Annotated in this window: 11 protein-coding genes; 4 read left to right on the top strand and 7 right to left on the bottom strand. The window is 57.5% G+C overall.

What is annotated here, in order from left to right:
* Nucleotides 1-50 precede the first annotated feature (50 nt).
* From chiD to sppA, 4 genes are all read right to left on the bottom strand, one after another.
* Nucleotides 51-1,304, bottom strand: a complete 1,254-nt coding sequence (gene chiD, locus AC236I_RS14860; RefSeq protein WP_487608534.1) for a chitinase ChiD — start codon at nt 1,302-1,304, stop codon at nt 51-53.
* A gap of 194 nt (nt 1,305-1,498) precedes the next feature.
* A complete protein-coding gene (gene pncA, locus AC236I_RS14855) occupies nt 1,499-2,140 on the bottom strand; it encodes a bifunctional nicotinamidase/pyrazinamidase (RefSeq protein ID WP_004860817.1) in 642 nt (213 codons plus the stop codon).
* Nucleotides 2,141-2,149: 9 nt separating this feature from the next.
* Nucleotides 2,150-3,166 (bottom strand): asparaginase, encoded by a 1,017-nt coding sequence (gene ansA, locus AC236I_RS14850; RefSeq protein ID WP_015584600.1) that lies wholly within the window; start codon nt 3,164-3,166, stop codon nt 2,150-2,152.
* A 528-nt stretch (nt 3,167-3,694) separates the two neighbouring features.
* Nucleotides 3,695-5,548: a signal peptide peptidase SppA gene (gene sppA, locus AC236I_RS14845; RefSeq protein ID WP_088884041.1), complete on the bottom strand. Its 1,854-nt coding sequence runs from the start codon at nt 5,546-5,548 to the stop codon at nt 3,695-3,697.
* Between the two features lie 165 nt (nt 5,549-5,713).
* On the opposite strand from sppA, the gene AC236I_RS14840 reads away from it, so the two are divergent.
* Nucleotides 5,714-6,265, top strand: coding sequence for an NAD(P)H nitroreductase (locus tag AC236I_RS14840; RefSeq protein WP_004860825.1), 552 nt, complete (start codon nt 5,714-5,716; stop codon nt 6,263-6,265).
* Nucleotides 6,266-6,320: 55 nt separating this feature from the next.
* Here AC236I_RS14840 and phoC read toward each other — a convergent pair whose 3' ends face one another.
* Nucleotides 6,321-7,067, bottom strand: a complete 747-nt coding sequence (gene phoC, locus AC236I_RS14835; protein ID WP_004860829.1) for an acid phosphatase PhoC — start codon at nt 7,065-7,067, stop codon at nt 6,321-6,323.
* Between the two features lie 343 nt (nt 7,068-7,410).
* Complete coding sequence (locus AC236I_RS14830; protein ID WP_004860832.1) at nt 7,411-8,340, bottom strand: DUF7916 family protein; 930 nt, start codon at nt 8,338-8,340, stop codon at nt 7,411-7,413.
* Nucleotides 8,341-8,678: 338 nt separating this feature from the next.
* On the opposite strand from AC236I_RS14830, the gene AC236I_RS14825 reads away from it, so the two are divergent.
* The 3 genes from AC236I_RS14825 (at nt 8,679) to AC236I_RS14815 (ending at nt 12,730) form a co-directional block, all read left to right on the top strand.
* A complete protein-coding gene (locus AC236I_RS14825) occupies nt 8,679-9,428 on the top strand; it encodes a GntR family transcriptional regulator (RefSeq protein ID WP_004860836.1) in 750 nt (249 codons plus the stop codon).
* Between the two features lie 301 nt (nt 9,429-9,729).
* Nucleotides 9,730-10,773 (top strand): selenide, water dikinase SelD, encoded by a 1,044-nt coding sequence (selD, locus tag AC236I_RS14820; protein ID WP_004860839.1) that lies wholly within the window; start codon nt 9,730-9,732, stop codon nt 10,771-10,773.
* Nucleotides 10,774-10,777: 4 nt separating this feature from the next.
* Nucleotides 10,778-12,730: a DNA topoisomerase III gene (locus AC236I_RS14815; protein WP_487608533.1), complete on the top strand. Its 1,953-nt coding sequence runs from the start codon at nt 10,778-10,780 to the stop codon at nt 12,728-12,730.
* A gap of 850 nt (nt 12,731-13,580) precedes the next feature.
* Here AC236I_RS14815 and gdhA read toward each other — a convergent pair.
* Nucleotides 13,581-14,924: an NADP-specific glutamate dehydrogenase gene (gene gdhA, locus AC236I_RS14810; protein ID WP_004860851.1), complete on the bottom strand. Its 1,344-nt coding sequence runs from the start codon at nt 14,922-14,924 to the stop codon at nt 13,581-13,583.
* Between the last annotated feature and the right edge of the window lie 157 nt (nt 14,925-15,081).

The following is a 15,081-nucleotide window of genomic DNA, read 5'->3' as shown; positions in this document are numbered from 1 at the left end:
GTAGCCTTCGGGTGGGGCGCCGCTTATCTCACCCGACGGCCGATCGCCGATTAATGTTTAATCCCAAGCGATGTCGCGAGCTGCTTCGCCAGCTGATTGTGGTCATCGGCGCCATACTCCCAGAACATAGCCCCCGCCAGACCTTTTTGCTTAATGTAATCAGCCTTTATCGCCACCGAACGCGGATTCTCGTATGACAACGCGAACAGCGCTTTGCCGTCCGCCGACTGGATCGACAGCCACGGTTCCTTCGCCTCATCATCCCAATGTTCGGTAAAGCGTTTTTGCGGGTCGTTAAGCATTTTGTCGACGATGTCGTTATATTTCACGTACGTGTCTTTCGTCAGATCAAAACCCAGCGATGAAAACAGGGCGATTTGCTGTGGTCCGAACCACGGCTGAGTGACGGGATTTTTTTGCGCATCCGGCTTCGTCCAGTCGATACCCGGCTCAAGGGCGCGTTTTGGCACCCGGCCATAGAAGCCAATCCCCAGGTTCATCTGGCTCGGTTTTAAACCGGCGGCGAGATAGTTATTGACCACAAAATCGGCGCTGTACTTATCCGCAGCCGCGACCGTCGGCCAGCGGGTTGAATCATACAGGTTGGCGTTGAAGTACTGGGTTCCGTAGGCCATGTCGTAGGTCATCAGGTTGATATAGTCGAGCGACGGCGCAATCGCTTTAATATCCACCCAGCTTTTCGGGCTCTCGGCGTTAGCGCCCACGGCGATGGTCACCAGTTTCCTGCTCCCAAAAGCCGCGCGCAGCTCTTTCAGTAAGGCCGTGAAGTTATCGCGATCGGCCGGTTGGCTGGCGACCAGTCCCCAGGCGCCATTGACCGGATACTCCCAGTCGAGATCGATGCCATCCAGACCATACTTTTCAACAATCTCCTGCGCGGACTGAATAAACACCGCCCGGGTTTCCTTCGTCGCCGCTGCGCCGGAGAATCCGCGAGCTCCCCAGCCGCCGACGGAAAGCAGGACTTTCAGGTTCGGGTTCTGCTGGCGCAATGTCGGGATTTTCTGCAGGTCAGCCTGTACTTTCGGCGACAGCCAAATCTGATGCAGCTTGCTGGCATCTTTTAAAGCGTCATTGGTTTCGTCTTTTTCGTCGTTATAGACCAGACCAAACGAGTAGTTGAGATGGGTTATCTGCCGAACGTCCAGCTTATCGATATCGCCGCCGGGACCGGCAGTGACGTCACCGCCGCCGTTAAAGTAGCCGACGGACATCAGGGCGCTGGCGGAGACCACGGAAGCGCAGAGCAGGGGTAATGCTGCCAGTAAAGGCAAAAGCTTCATATCAGATCCTCTTTGACTTAAAAAGTGACATTGAAAAACAAACACGCCACGTAAATGGCGTGGCGAAAAAACAACGCGTTAACACTACCAGCGATAGGGCGTTGAATCTGCGAGTCAGCTCAATTTATAGTCAAAGAGAAACGCGGGAAAATGGCCCGAGGCGGCGGCTTCGGGCACAAGTTCGGGGACAAGGCTTAGGCCTGAGTTTCCAGCCAGTCGTCGAGGGTGTACAGCGTAGCACCCGCGGCGGCCATCTCCATAAAGGCGTGCGCGCTATCCTGCGGCTGGAGGTTGACTCCGCGGCAGCCGTCGGTAATCACGTTGACGGTATAGCCGAGATTCAGCGCATCCAGCACGGTGAATTTGACGCAGTAATCGGTTGCCAGCCCAAGAATGATCAGATCGGTGATCTCGCGTTGGCGTAGCCACTCGTCAAGCCGGGTTTTTTGCCGATGTCCATTGTCAAAAAAGGCGCTGTAGCTATCGATGGCCGGATTTTCCCCTTTATGAAACACCGCGGCAATCGCCTGCTGCTGCAGCAGCGGATGCAGCGCCGCACCTTCGCCGTTCTGCACGCAGTGATCGGGCCAGAACGTTTGCACCAGGCCATCGAGCTGTCCCTGGGTATAAGGTTCGACCTGGTGCTGGCTGGCGAAGCTGCCATGGTTTGCCGGGTGCCAGTCCTGGCTGGCGACGACGGTTTCGCCGCGGGCAAGACAATGGTCGATCAATCGGTTGGCGATATCGATTGTGCTATCACCTTCCGGTACGGCAAGCGCGCCGCCCGCGCAAAAATCATTTTGTAAATCGACCAGCAGTAGTGCGCGATTCGTCATCGGTTCTCCTTACTCATCGGGGGTCAGTTCGCCACGCAGGTTTTCCTGCATCAGGTTGCGGATCTCATCGACGCTCAGGTTCTGACTCAGCAGGTAGTGTAGCTTGGTCAACGTGGCCTCAACGGTCATATCAAAACCGCTGATGACGCCCGCCTGGGCGAGGGCGTTACCGGTGGCATACCCGCCCATATTGACCTTGCCGGACATGCACTGGGTCAGGTTGATGACCACGATCCCGCGCTGGCTGGCTTCCGCCAGAACCTGAATGAACTCGCCATTTTGCGGGGCGTTGCCGACGCCATAGGAGCGCAGAATCAACGCTTTCACCGGCTGACGCAGGAAATTACGTACCACATCGGCAGAAATGCCCGGATAGATCGTAACGACGCCAATGGGTTGTGGCGTGATGGGATGCACAACCAGCTCGCCGATACCCTGTGGGGCTGGCGGTGTACCGAGGCGACGAATGTGGATCCCGGCTTCCAGTAAAGGCGCCAGATTGGGGGAGGCGAAGGCATCGAAACCATCGGCATGGGCTTTGGTCGTGCGGTTGCCGCGATAGAGACGATTATTGAAGAACAGCGCCACTTCATTAATCGGGTAATTAGCGGCAACGTACAGGGCATTCAGCAAATTGATCTGCCCGTCGGAACGCAGTTCGGCCAACGGGATTTGTGACCCTGTCACAATGACCGGTTTGCCCAGATGCTCCAGCATGAACGACAGCGCTGAGGCGGTAAAGGCCATGGTGTCAGTACCGTGGAGGATAACAAAGCCGTCGTACTCGTCGTAATGCGCGCGGATGTCGTCGGCGATGTGCTGCCAGTCCTCCGGCGTCATATCGGAAGAGTCCATCAGCGGTTCATATTCATGAATCGTAAAGTCCGGCATCTCAGGACGGTGGAACTCAGGCATCAGCGCCAGCTGACGCTGCAGGTGGCCGGAAACGGGGATATAACCGTGTTCTGAGCGCTGCATACCGATGGTCCCACCGGTGTAGGCAACGTAAATCGATTTCTTTTGCATATCATCGCTTAGGTTGTACGTAGACAGGCGCAGTATAAGGTGACCGCTAAAAAAATACAGCGCAATCCCCGTCATACTTCACGTTGCAGGTGCGTTGGCCGCGCGTGTTTACCCCGGTCACATAGCGGACTATGCTCCCGGGGATGCACCCGCTTGCCGCCTGCCTGGAACTCGAATTATTCAGGGGATCCCCGTCATACTTCACGTTGCAGGTGCGTTGGCCACGCGTGTTTACCCCGGTCACATAGCGGACTATGCATTCCGGGGATGCACCCGCTTGCCGCCTGCCTGGCACTCGAATTATTCAGGGGATACCCGTCATACTTGACGTTGCAGGTGCGTTGGCCGCGCGTGTTTACCCCGGTCACATCGCGGACTATGCATTCCGGGGATACACCCGCTTGCCGCCTGCCTGGCACTCGAATTATTCAGGGGATACCCGTCATACTTCACGTTGCAGGTGCGTTGGCCGCGTAGTGTTCCCCCGACAACATTGAGTTGTCGGGGGAACTGGGCTGCATGAAGGAATTAGCGGATATTGGCGCAGGTTAAGCAGAATGCGTAGCGGTTCTGCGGATCGTTGAACGCGGCGAGCTTATCGCTCTCAGCCTTGACGGCATTGGCCGCGGCGGCAACCGGCGCCGGCAGCCAGGCCTGCAGTGCCGCTGGCAGCGACGCGCGGACCGAACCGGTCAGGTTATCGATCACCATCGAGAAGAACGTCGGCTCTTCCTGATAGTAGTTGATGTGCCACTGTTTCAGCTTCGCCAGCTCCGCGGCTTTTGCCACCGCGTCATCAAAGTCGCCCAGGCTATCGACCAGCCCGTTGGCTTTCGCATCTTCACCGGTCCAGACATGGCCCTGGGCAATCTGGTCGATTTTCTCCGGCGTACTGTTACGCGCGTTGGCCACCAGCGTGATAAAACGTTTGTAGCCGTTTTCGATGCTCAGCTGCATCAGCTGCTGAACTTCAGGCGGCAGCGATTTGGTGGTTGATACGTCCGCTAGCGCCGACGTCGCCACGCCATCGGTATGGACGCCGATCGAATCCAGCGTATTTTCGACGGTGTTAATGACGCCGAAGATGCCAATCGAACCGGTGAGGGTGCTTGGGTTGGCGACGATATAATTGGCCGGCGTGGAGATCCAGTAGCCGCCGGAAGCGGCCATGCCGCCCATGGAAACCACCACCGGTTTACCCGCGGCTTTTGCTGCCGCCAGCTCTTCACGAATCACTTCCGAGGCGCTGACGCTGCCGCCCGGGCTGTTGACGCGCAGAACAATCGCTTTCACCTTCGGATCGAGGCGGGCATCGCGAATCTGCGCGGCGGTGGTGTCTCCCCCGACGTTACCCGGCGTCTCTTCGCCGTCCATGATCGCGCCGTTAGCGAAGATCACCGCAATGGTGGCGCCCTGGTCGGACGGCGTTTTCACGCTGTAATCGTAATAGCTGATGGCGCGATAGTTATTATCCGCTTTGCTCCAGCCGAACTGTTTAGTCAGCGCCTTCTCCACGTCGGTGGCGGTGCCCAGCTCATCAACCAGCTTGTTGTTCAGCGCGTACTGCGCCGTATCGCCATCCACTTTACGCAGACCATCAATCAGCCCCTGAGCGCCAGGGAACAGCTGCTGAGCCGTGATTTGGCGGTTAGCGGCGATGGTATTGAGGTAGTTTTGCCACAGCTCGCCAATCCAACGGCTGTCGGCTTCCCGAGCGGCAGGCGACATATCGTCGCGGATAAACGGCTCGACCGCCGATTTATAGGTTCCGACGCGGAAAACGTGGGTGGAGACTTTCAGCTTGTCGAGCAGCGATTTGTAATACAGGCCGTTGGTGGCAAAACCGTGCAGATCGACATCACCCTGCGGCGAAAGCCAGATTTTATTGGCGAAGCTGGCCAGATAATACTGCCCCTGGCTGTAGCTGCTCCCCACGGCATACACCGGTTTGCCGCTATCGCGAAATTCGCGCAGCGCCTTACCGATATACTGCATCGAAGGCTGATCGCCGCCGGCAAAATTTTTCAGATCCAGCACGATACCGGTGATATTGCGGTCATCTTTCGCCTGGCGAATAGTCTGTACGATATCAAACAGCGAGTTTTCCTGGAGACGATCGGAACTGGCTCCAAAGAGCTGACGACCGATCACGCCGAGTTTGCTGCTGGCGGACGGTTTATCGACCACCACGCCGGTTATATCCATCAGCAGCGCGCCGCGAGCGGTATGTTCCGTGGTGGTGCTGCTGAACTGTGCCCAGATACCGACACAAACCAGAACCAGCAACAGGAAAACCAGGTTCAGTGCGAGCTGGCGAATAAAGTTGAGTACCCGCCATGTCCATTTAAAAAATCCGGCGAGCAGCCGCCAAAGAGTTCGCATGTATTCTCCCTAACATTGTTAAAAATGGGCTAACCGCATGAGTTGCCGCGTCTGGTTATCCTAAAGAGACGGCTGGCGGTTGTCAGCAGGAATCACCGGTCGTGCTGTAACAAAATTCCTGCGCATGTTAATTTTATGAAAAATGACATCACAGGAGTCACATAGATGGATGCTCTCGAACTATTGATAAACCGCCGCAGCGCTTCTCGTCTTGCCGAGCCGGCACCGACCGGTGAACAACTGGAAAACATTCTCCGTGCCGGACTGCGCGCCCCGGATCACGGGACGCTGCAACCCTGGCGTTTCTTTATTATTTCTGATGAAGGCCGTGAACGCTTCAGTCAACTGCTGGAGAAAGGGGCGATTGAGGCCGGGCAGGATGACAAAGGCATTGAAAAGGCCCGCAGTGCACCGTTCCGCGCCCCGCTGATTATCACCGTCGTCGCTCGCTGCGAAGATCACCCGAAGGTGCCGAAATGGGAGCAGGAAATGTCGGCCGGCTGCGCGGTGATGGCCATGCAGATGGCGGCGCTGGCGCAAGGCTTTAACGGTATCTGGCGCAGCGGTGCATTGACCGAAAGCCCGATCGTCCGTGAAGGTTTTGCCTGCCGCGAGCAGGATAAAATCGTCGGTTTTCTCTATCTGGGAACGCCGCAGCTAAAAGCCTCAACCACCGTTTCTCTGCCGGACACCGCGCCGTTTGTGGTCCGTTTCTGAGCAACATCGCGTAAGCATAGCCCGGCAGGCGTGAACCGCCGGGCTGTCGCGTCGACTATTTCTGCTGTTTCGCAAACTCGTCTTTGGCTTTTTGCAGCTGCTGCTGGAAGGCCGGATTGGTATGCAGGGTGGCAACCACCGCTGAGCCGACAATCCGCGCGGCGTCAACATCGCTCTGCCAGTGGTAACCGCAGATCACCCGACTTTCACCGAGCTCATAGCCGCGTTTGAGAATCTCATTCTGGCGCTGCGGGTTGATTTCAGCCAGCACCAGGGCGGTAGCCCAGCCGATAGAGGTGTGTCCGGAAGGGTAGGAGCCGTTTTTCGACAGCTTATCCTGTTCGGTGGTATTGCAGGTGGACACGCCGTAGAAGGCAAACGGACGAATACGCATATACTTCTCTTTCGCGCCCCGGGTCGCCAGATCGCCCGCGTCTTCAATCATATTGGTGAGCAGCTTGTGGAGCGCCGGGGCGTCTTTTTCGGTGATCGGGGAGCCGAATGCCGCGGAGAAGGCGTTGGCCACGCCACCCGCGCTCAGGTTGGCATCCTCTGCTGCCAGCTTGCCGCGGGCGGTGGCGCGCAGCAGACGGCCTTTCTCATACATCGCCTGATCGTTTAAAAACGCAATGCTGCCCACTTCCGGCGGCGGCGGGAGCAGCGCCAGGCTGTCAATGGCCTGGGCATTTTTCAGATAGTAGAGATCGGGCTTAGTGGTGGCATCATTCCCGGCGGGAACCAGCGCAAAGGCGCTAACCGAAAAGAGACTGGCAAAGCAAAGGGCGAGTACACGCTTTTTCATCAGGATATCCTTATTGTGGTGGAGAGGAACAATGGCGCGAAACTGACGCAAAGTTAACGAACCATTGTTTTGCTGAAATCAAGAGCCTGTCTCAACAGGACGATTTTGCTGGTCATTTTGACCCGGGGCGTGCTCACAACGATGTATCTTTGAACGCCTTTCAGGGCCGCCCGAAGGGGGAGCGCAGCGAAGACTCACGAACGACCTGTACGCCGTGGTTTCACCGCGGTCCCTGTGCAAACTGCCTGTGCTATAACGCCTGCCGGGACAGGCTCTACACTCTCTCATTCGGCGCGTTTTTCTGTGCCGGATGAGAGACGACTCAGGTACCGATGATACCTGTTTACCGATAAACCGAACGCGCGATGCGGGTGTAGGTATGCCTGACCCCGCGAATAGCAATACTGTAGGCCAGAATATTCTCCGGTAATGCCATCCCCATATAACCCGTATCGCCAATATGGTGCAGGTCGGCGCCCGCCATTTTACTCATCAACGCTATCTGACGAAGGGTGCCGACATCAGCGCCTTCCTGGGAGGTCCCAATCGCCGTCATCGCCAGCACGCCATGCGCATGCGCAGTATCGATAAGCGATGCCACACGTTGCTGACTCATTCCCGGTATCGTGCCTGGGGCCGGGAGCAACACAATATCCGCCCCCTGGGCGGCGAACCAGATAACATCCTGCTCGCTGATAATGCTGCTGCCGCTTTCGCGCACCACTCCCGCACCGTGCATTTTCCCGGTGATAATCACCGCGCTGTCGCCCACCGCCTGGCGAATCTCTTCGGCTGCTATCCCCAGCGCCCGGTTGCTGACCCCGTTAGCCGGGTTGCCCGTTAACACCAGAATTTTCGCTCCCATCGCGACCAGCTTACGGGCATTGTCAGCCGTTGCCGAGCGCCCCGGTCTCATTTTCCAGATATCGTCATGGGCAACCGCAAATTCCGGATCTACCGCCTCCAGATTGACACCAATAATACGCCCGGTCAGGCGCTGCAGTTCATGCAACGTTTTGTCCGGCGCGATATCGGCAGGCAACCCCTCAATATGCGGGTTTTCACTGTCAAACATATTAATCAGCAAGATATCCGCACCCTGCGATGCGGCAAGCTCGGCATTGGTGACATTGTTCAGCAATGGCTGAGTGATGGCGATAGATTCGCTGACCATTACCCGACCTTCGCTGGCGCGAATGGCATACAGCAGCTGCTCTTTATTCATCGATACAAAATCGGAGGCACAGCAGTCCAGCAAGCGTTTAGTTTTCATCGGGATATGCCTCGTTGCTGAATTCGTTCTCTGATTTTACCTGCGGCCTGGGCAGGCACTATCCGCGCCTCGACCCGTCGCTGGATGCTGGCGAAAAGAATTCCCTGCATAAATTTACCTCAGTCGTCATCGGCCATCTTTGGTTTAATTAAAACTAAACCACTTGTGTACCATTAGTGAACCATACTGAATAAAAAGAGATCCTGACTACGACAAAATGGCCATTTTGTGATCTGAGAGGCTTTTCTCTGCGTCTGATTTGGGGATGACAACGATCGATTATTGGTTAAGAATTGGTTCACAGGAGCTGGACCAGTCACCACTTGCGCAGAGAGACGATGAACACAACTTCGCATCCCGGGTTTTATCTCGATGAATCCAGCGCGTTGCCGCTGTATATGCAGCTGGTTAACGCCATTAAGTCGGCCGTTGCTGAAGGCCGGCTGCGTCCAGGCGATGTTCTGCCGTCAGAACGGGCGCTGGTAGAGATGCTGAAAATTGCGCGAGGCACAGCCCGAAAAGCATTACAGCAGTTGCTGGAGGAAGGGGTTCTGATTCGGAATCAGGGGTCCGGTACCTTCGTGGCTCCGCAGGTGCGCCAGTCCCTGCCGTCGCTGGAAAGTTTTAGTGAAATGGCGGCAGCGAGCGGAGGCACAGCGCAAAGCGAGCTGGTGGGATATCTGCGGCGGTTAGCGACCCAGGAGGAGCGCCGCGCTCTGCAACTGACAGACGGTCAAAGTGAAATTGTCGAGCTGACCCGGCTGAGGAAAATTAACGGTATCGCCGTTTCCCTGCAGACGGCGGTTTTGCCTGCGCATCTGCTGGATAAAATCAGCGAAATGGATGAATCGTTATATCTGCACCTGGAGACAAAAGGCTCACCGGTGCTGCGGGCAACTCAGCATTTCCGGGCCGTATCAACGGACAGTCAGCTGGCTTACTATCTGAACATCAAACAAGATGAGCCGCTTCTGCTGGTGACCCGGATCGGCTTCACCTCCGATGACAGGCCCGTGGAATACACTCGGACCTGGTGCCTGAATGATTACTATGATTTTACGCTTGAGCTACGTCGAAAAGCGCCATAGCGGCGCGCTGCCGCTTGCTGGCAGGCGGGCCCGTTGAGTGTGAGAGCGGGGCAGGATCCCGGGCGAAGAATCTGACGGTGGCCGGCGCTGATTTTATCGACCCGCCGCTCCGCATTTTGTCTATTTTTAGCCATGCCGGACTTTCAGCAAAAGTGAAGATGGCGAGGTAATGCGGCTTGTCCATCGCAAAATCGTCTATTTGTCTGCTTAATGAGCAACCATTCGCGATTTCGGACTGTCATACTTACCACCTTGGCGTTTGAGCGCTACCATAGCGGGATTGCAATGACAGGAGATGTCCATGAGCGAGCAAACTATTCGTTTAACGCAATACAGCCACGGAGCCGGTTGTGGTTGTAAAATTTCCCCTAAAGTACTGGAAACCATTCTGAAGAGCGATCGGGCGAAGTTTATCGACCCGAACCTGCTGGTGGGGAATGAGACCAGTGATGATGCGGCGGTTTACGACCTTGGCAACGGGACGTCCATCATCAGCACCACCGACTTTTTTATGCCGATAGTCGACAGCCCGTTCGACTTTGGCCGTATCGCCGCCACCAACGCCATCAGCGACATTTTCGCGATGGGCGGAAAACCGATTATGGCGATTGCCATTCTTGGCTGGCCGATTAATACCCTGGCGCCGGAAATTGCCCGCGAAGTTGTGGAAGGCGGGCGTTTTGCCTGCCAGCAGGCGGGCATCTCCCTGGCCGGTGGCCACTCGATTGACGCGCCGGAGCCGATTTTCGGTCTGGCGGTCACCGGCGTGGTGCCGACCGAGCGGATCAAGAAAAACAGCACCGCCGAGGCGGGCTGCAAACTCTATCTCACCAAGCCGTTAGGCATTGGCGTGCTGACCACCGCAGAGAAAAAATCGCTGCTCAAACCGGAGCACCAGGGGCTGGCGACGGAAACCATGTGCCAGATGAACCTCGCCGGCGCGGCCTTTGCCACCATCGGCGGCGTAAAAGCGATGACCGACGTCACCGGCTTCGGCCTGCTGGGCCATCTGAGCGAAGTGTGTCGCGGGGCGGGTGTTCAGGCGCTACTCAATTACGCGGATATCCCGAAACTGCCGGGCGTTGAAGAGTACATTGCCGCGGGCGCCGTTCCCGGTGGCACCGGGCGCAACTTTGCCAGCTACGGCCATCTGATGGGCGACATGCCGGCGGCGTGGCGCGATCTGCTGTGTGACCCGCAAACCTCCGGCGGTCTGCTGCTGGCGGTGACGCCGGAAGCGGAAGCCGAAGTGCGCGCCGCAGCCGAAGAGTTCGGCATTAAGCTTGCCGCCATCGGCGAGCTGGTGACCGCACGCGGCGGACGTCCCATGATCGAGATCCGTTGATTACATGCGGTTGTTTATTGCGGAAAAACCCAGTCTCGGTCGCGCAATCGCCGACGTGCTCCCCAAACCGCATCGCAAAGGTGATGGCTACATTGAGTGCGGTAACGGGCAGGTGGTCACCTGGTGTATCGGCCATCTGCTCGAGCAGGCTCAGCCGGACGTCTATGACGGGCGCTATGCGCGCTGGAATCTGCTCGACCTGCCTATTGTGCCGGAGAAGTGGCAGCTGCAGCCCAAACCGTCGGTCACCAAACAGCTCAACGTCATCAAGCGTCTGCTGGGCGATGCGCAGGAGGTGATTCACGCCGGTGACCCGGACAGAGAGGGGCAGCTGCTGGTAGACGAAGTTCTCGACTATCTGCAGCTGGCGCCAGAAAAGCGCCAGCAGGTTCAGCGCTGCCTGATTAACGATCTCAACCCGCAGGCGGTGGAGCGGGCGATTGCTCGTCTGCGCGCCAACAGCGAGTTTATTCCGCTGTGCGTTTCGGCCCTGGCCCGCGCCCGCGCCGACTGGCTGTACGGGATTAACATGACCCGCGCCTATACGCTGCTCGGCCGCAATGCCGGCTACCAGGGGGTGCTGTCGGTCGGGCGGGTGCAGACGCCGGTGCTGGGGCTGGTCGTGCGGCGTGATGAAGAGATTGAGAATTTCGTCGCCAAAGATTTCTTTGACGTCAAGGCGCATATCGTGACGCCGAAGGATGAGCGTTTCGTTGCCACCTGGGTACCGAGCGATGCCTGCGAACCGTATCAGGATGAAGAGGGGCGTCTGCTGCATCGTCCGCTGGCCGAACACGTGGTGGCGCGCATTGAGGGCCAGCAGGCGCGGGTGACCGCCTACAACGATAAGCGGGATTCTGAGCCGGCGCCGCTGCCGTTTTCGCTTTCGACGCTGCAGATTGAGGCGGCGAAGCGCTTTGGCTTTAGCGCGCAAAACGTGCTGGATATCTGCCAGAAACTGTATGAAACCCACAAACTGATTACCTATCCGCGTTCGGACAGCCGCTATCTGCCGGAGGAGCATTTTGCCGGTCGGCATGCGGTTCTTAATGCCATCGCGGTTCATGCGGCGGATCTGCTGCCGCAGCCGGCGGTTGATCCGGAAATCCGCAACCGCTGCTGGGACGATAAAAAAGTGGATGCGCACCATGCGATCATCCCGACCGCCCGCAGCAGCCAGGTGAAACTGTCCGATAACGAAGAGAAGGTGTATGGCCTGATTGCCCGCCAGTATCTGATGCAGTTCTGCCCGGATGCGGTCTTCCGCAAGTGTCAGATCGATCTTGATATTGCCAATGGCAAATTTGTCGCCAAAGCGCGTTTCCTCGCCGAAGCCGGCTGGCGCGCGCTGCTGGGTAACAAAGAGCGGGATGAAGAGAACGACGGTACCCCGCTGCCGGTGGTGGCCAAAGACGACGAGCTGTTGTGTGAAAAGGGCGAAGTGGTGGAGCGGCAAACTCAGCCGCCGCGCTATTTTACCGATGCAACGCTGCTGTCGGCGATGACCGGGATTGCTCGTTTTGTGCAGGATAAAGAACTGAAAAAAATTCTGCGTGCGACCGACGGCCTGGGTACGGAAGCGACCCGCGCCGGGATTATCGAACTGCTGTTTAAGCGGGGCTTTTTAGTTAAAAAGGGGCGCTATATTCACTCCACCGATGCCGGACGTGCGCTGATTCACTCCCTGCCGGAGATGGCTGCCCGGCCGGATATGACCGCTCACTGGGAGTCGGTACTGACGCAAATTAGCGAGAAGCAGTGCCGTTATCAGGACTTTATGCAGCCGCTGGTCGGCACGCTTTATCAGCTGATTGAGCAGGCCAGGAGTACGCCGGTGCGTCAGTTCCGCGGCATTGTCGCGCCGGGTGGCGCTAAAAAGAGTTTCAGCAAAGGTAAAACCAAAGCTAAAACGAAAGACAAGAAGCCCGCTGCGGACTCCGCCGCGGAAAATCCATAAAAAAAACCGGTCTTCCGTAATGCCGATCGTTTAAGGGTCGGCAGACCGATCCGGCAGAGGTGTAAGAATCGGTCATCTCACGGAGATGACCGATTCTTATGCGGCGCTGTCAGGTTTTCAATATATCTGCAGGAGTTTCTGTCCCGTCGTTCGCTATTAAGCCAGGGATGTCGTTTTACGCTGGTTTGCGCGAAAGGGGGGAGCATACTCTGGAGTATGTGTTCTGGGGAGTATTCCGTTCACTTTTGTGGCATGTTCCGTTCACGATAAATTCGACACTTTTCTCATACCCGCTGCGGGTTAACGGCATGGGGGCGTTCACCCGCCTCCGATGCCCCCCGGCATTGCGCTGAAAACGGCCGTTGCGCGGTATGCTCCACTCCGGCTTCATCTGGCGGACCGGGCGGGACTCAACCTCCCTGTCTCGACCTGCCCTCTGGCCGCCTTATTCGTCCCAGCCATGGGACTCACCCGCCGGAGCCAAACGCTGACGTCGTTCAAAAACGCTCCGGGCGTTTTTGTCCTGCGGCCAGTCCTCGATGCGCCCCTGCGTTTTCGCCCGTGTTCCTGACGCAATGCCGGGTTCCCAGGGCCGGGCGAAACCGGCCCTGGGTCGTTCACCTGCAGCGCAGGAAACAGAAATACGCGGGACTTATGGTGAACGGAATATCCCACAGAAACATGCGCCAGAATGCGAAGCCCCTTTCACGCCAGCCACCGTTTACCGGCTCGCCCTGGTCGGCGATAAACCAAAAAAAGCGGGTCACCTTTCAGTGACCCGCATGACGGGCTTCCGGGGTTGCCGCTCATCCCCGGACGTCAGGGGACGACGGCAGGGAACCACGACGTCTTAAATGACGCCCTGCGCCAGCATGGCATCGGCCACTTTGACGAAACCGGCGATATTGGCGCCGCGGACGTAGTTGGTCTGCTGCGCCTCGCCGCCGTATTCAACACAGGCGTGGTGAATATCCAGCATGATGTGATGCAGGCGGGCGTCGACTTTCTCCGCCTTCCAGCTCATACGGGCTGCGTTCTGCGCCATTTCGAGGCCAGAAGTGGCGACGCCGCCGGCGTTCGCGGCCTTGCCAGGGGCGAACAGCACACCGGCATCGAGGAACAGATCGGTGGCGGCGATGGTGGTCGGCATGTTAGCGCCTTCGGCAACGGCCTTCACGCCGTTAGCGATCAACAGACGCGCCGCATCGGCGTCCAGTTCGTTTTGCGTGGCGCAAGGCAGCGCGATATCCACGGGAACGGACCACGGCTGTTTACCTTCAAGGTAGGTCAGACCAAACTCGCGGGCGTAGTCGGCAACCCGGCCGTCGCGGCTGGCTTTGATTTCGCACAGACGGGCCAGTTTTTCCGGGGTAAAGCCAGCTTCATCGACAACGGTGCCGCTGGAGTCGGAGGCGGTGATCACGCGGGCGCCGAGGGCCATCGCTTTTTCGATAGCATACTGCGCCACGTTACCGGAACCGGAAACCGCGACTCGCATCCCTTCGAAGCCCAGGCCGTGACGCTTGAGCATCGCGTCGGTGAAGTACACCAGACCGTAGCCGGTCGCTTCCGGACGAATCAGACTGCCGCCGAAGGAGAGCCCTTTGCCGGTGAACACGCAGGCGCTGTTGTTGGAGAGTTTACGCATCATCCCGGCCATAAAGCCGACTTCACGACCGCCCACGCCAATATCGCCTGCCGGAACGTCGGTGTCCGGGCCCAAATGGCGATACAGTTCGGTCATCAGCGCCTGACAGAAGCGCATCACTTCACCGTCGCTCTTACCTTTCGGATCGAAGTCGCTGCCGCCTTTTCCGCCGCCCATTGGCAACGTAGTGAGGGCGTTTTTAAAGGTCTGTTCAAAGCCGAGGAACTTGAGAATCGACAGGTTAACCGACGGGTGGAAACGCATGCCGCCTTTGTACGGGCCAATTGCCGAGTTGAACTGCACGCGCCACGCGCGGTTAACCTGAACCTGATTGCGGTCGTCGACCCAGACGACGCGGAACTGAATAGCACGCTCTGGTTCAACCAGACGTTCCAGCAAAGAGAGCTGGCGATAGCGCGGGTTTTCCTCAAGGAAAGGCCACAGCGTGGTCATAACTTCGCGGACGGCCTGAGCAAACTCGGTTTGATGCGGGTCGCGCTGTTGAACGCGGGTGAGAAAACTTTCCAGAGTGCACATCTGATCCATAGATATAATTTCCCCTTATGGTTGTGGTTGCATGTATACGCGTCACGTTGCAGATTGCTTCGCTGCCCGCTTCGGGAGCGCTTCTGCGGCCGCCCGATGCAATCTGAATGATTTTGTATCTCTTTTTTTATTATTCGGCCCTTGAAAAGACCGATTT

The organism is Klebsiella sp. Sb-30, assembly GCF_057652795.1.
This window is presented reverse-complemented; position numbering and strand designations above follow the sequence as displayed.

Coding starts and splice junctions, on each gene's coding strand:
- ansA (WP_015584600.1), bottom strand. CDS start 3,166: ATGCAAAAGAAATCGATTTACGTTGCCTACACCGGTGGGACCATCGGT.
- AC236I_RS14825 (WP_004860836.1), top strand. CDS start 8,679: ATGAACACAACTTCGCATCCCGGGTTTTATCTCGATGAATCCAGCGCG.
- AC236I_RS14815 (WP_487608533.1), top strand. CDS start 10,778: ATGCGGTTGTTTATTGCGGAAAAACCCAGTCTCGGTCGCGCAATCGCC.
- chiD (WP_487608534.1), bottom strand. CDS start 1,304: ATGAAGCTTTTGCCTTTACTGGCAGCATTACCCCTGCTCTGCGCTTCC.
- sppA (WP_088884041.1), bottom strand. CDS start 5,548: ATGCGAACTCTTTGGCGGCTGCTCGCCGGATTTTTTAAATGGACATGG.
- AC236I_RS14840 (WP_004860825.1), top strand. CDS start 5,714: ATGGATGCTCTCGAACTATTGATAAACCGCCGCAGCGCTTCTCGTCTT.
- phoC (WP_004860829.1), bottom strand. CDS start 7,067: ATGAAAAAGCGTGTACTCGCCCTTTGCTTTGCCAGTCTCTTTTCGGTT.
- gdhA (WP_004860851.1), bottom strand. CDS start 14,924: ATGGATCAGATGTGCACTCTGGAAAGTTTTCTCACCCGCGTTCAACAG.
- selD (WP_004860839.1), top strand. CDS start 9,730: ATGAGCGAGCAAACTATTCGTTTAACGCAATACAGCCACGGAGCCGGT.
- pncA (WP_004860817.1), bottom strand. CDS start 2,140: ATGACGAATCGCGCACTACTGCTGGTCGATTTACAAAATGATTTTTGC.
- AC236I_RS14830 (WP_004860832.1), bottom strand. CDS start 8,340: ATGAAAACTAAACGCTTGCTGGACTGCTGTGCCTCCGATTTTGTATCG.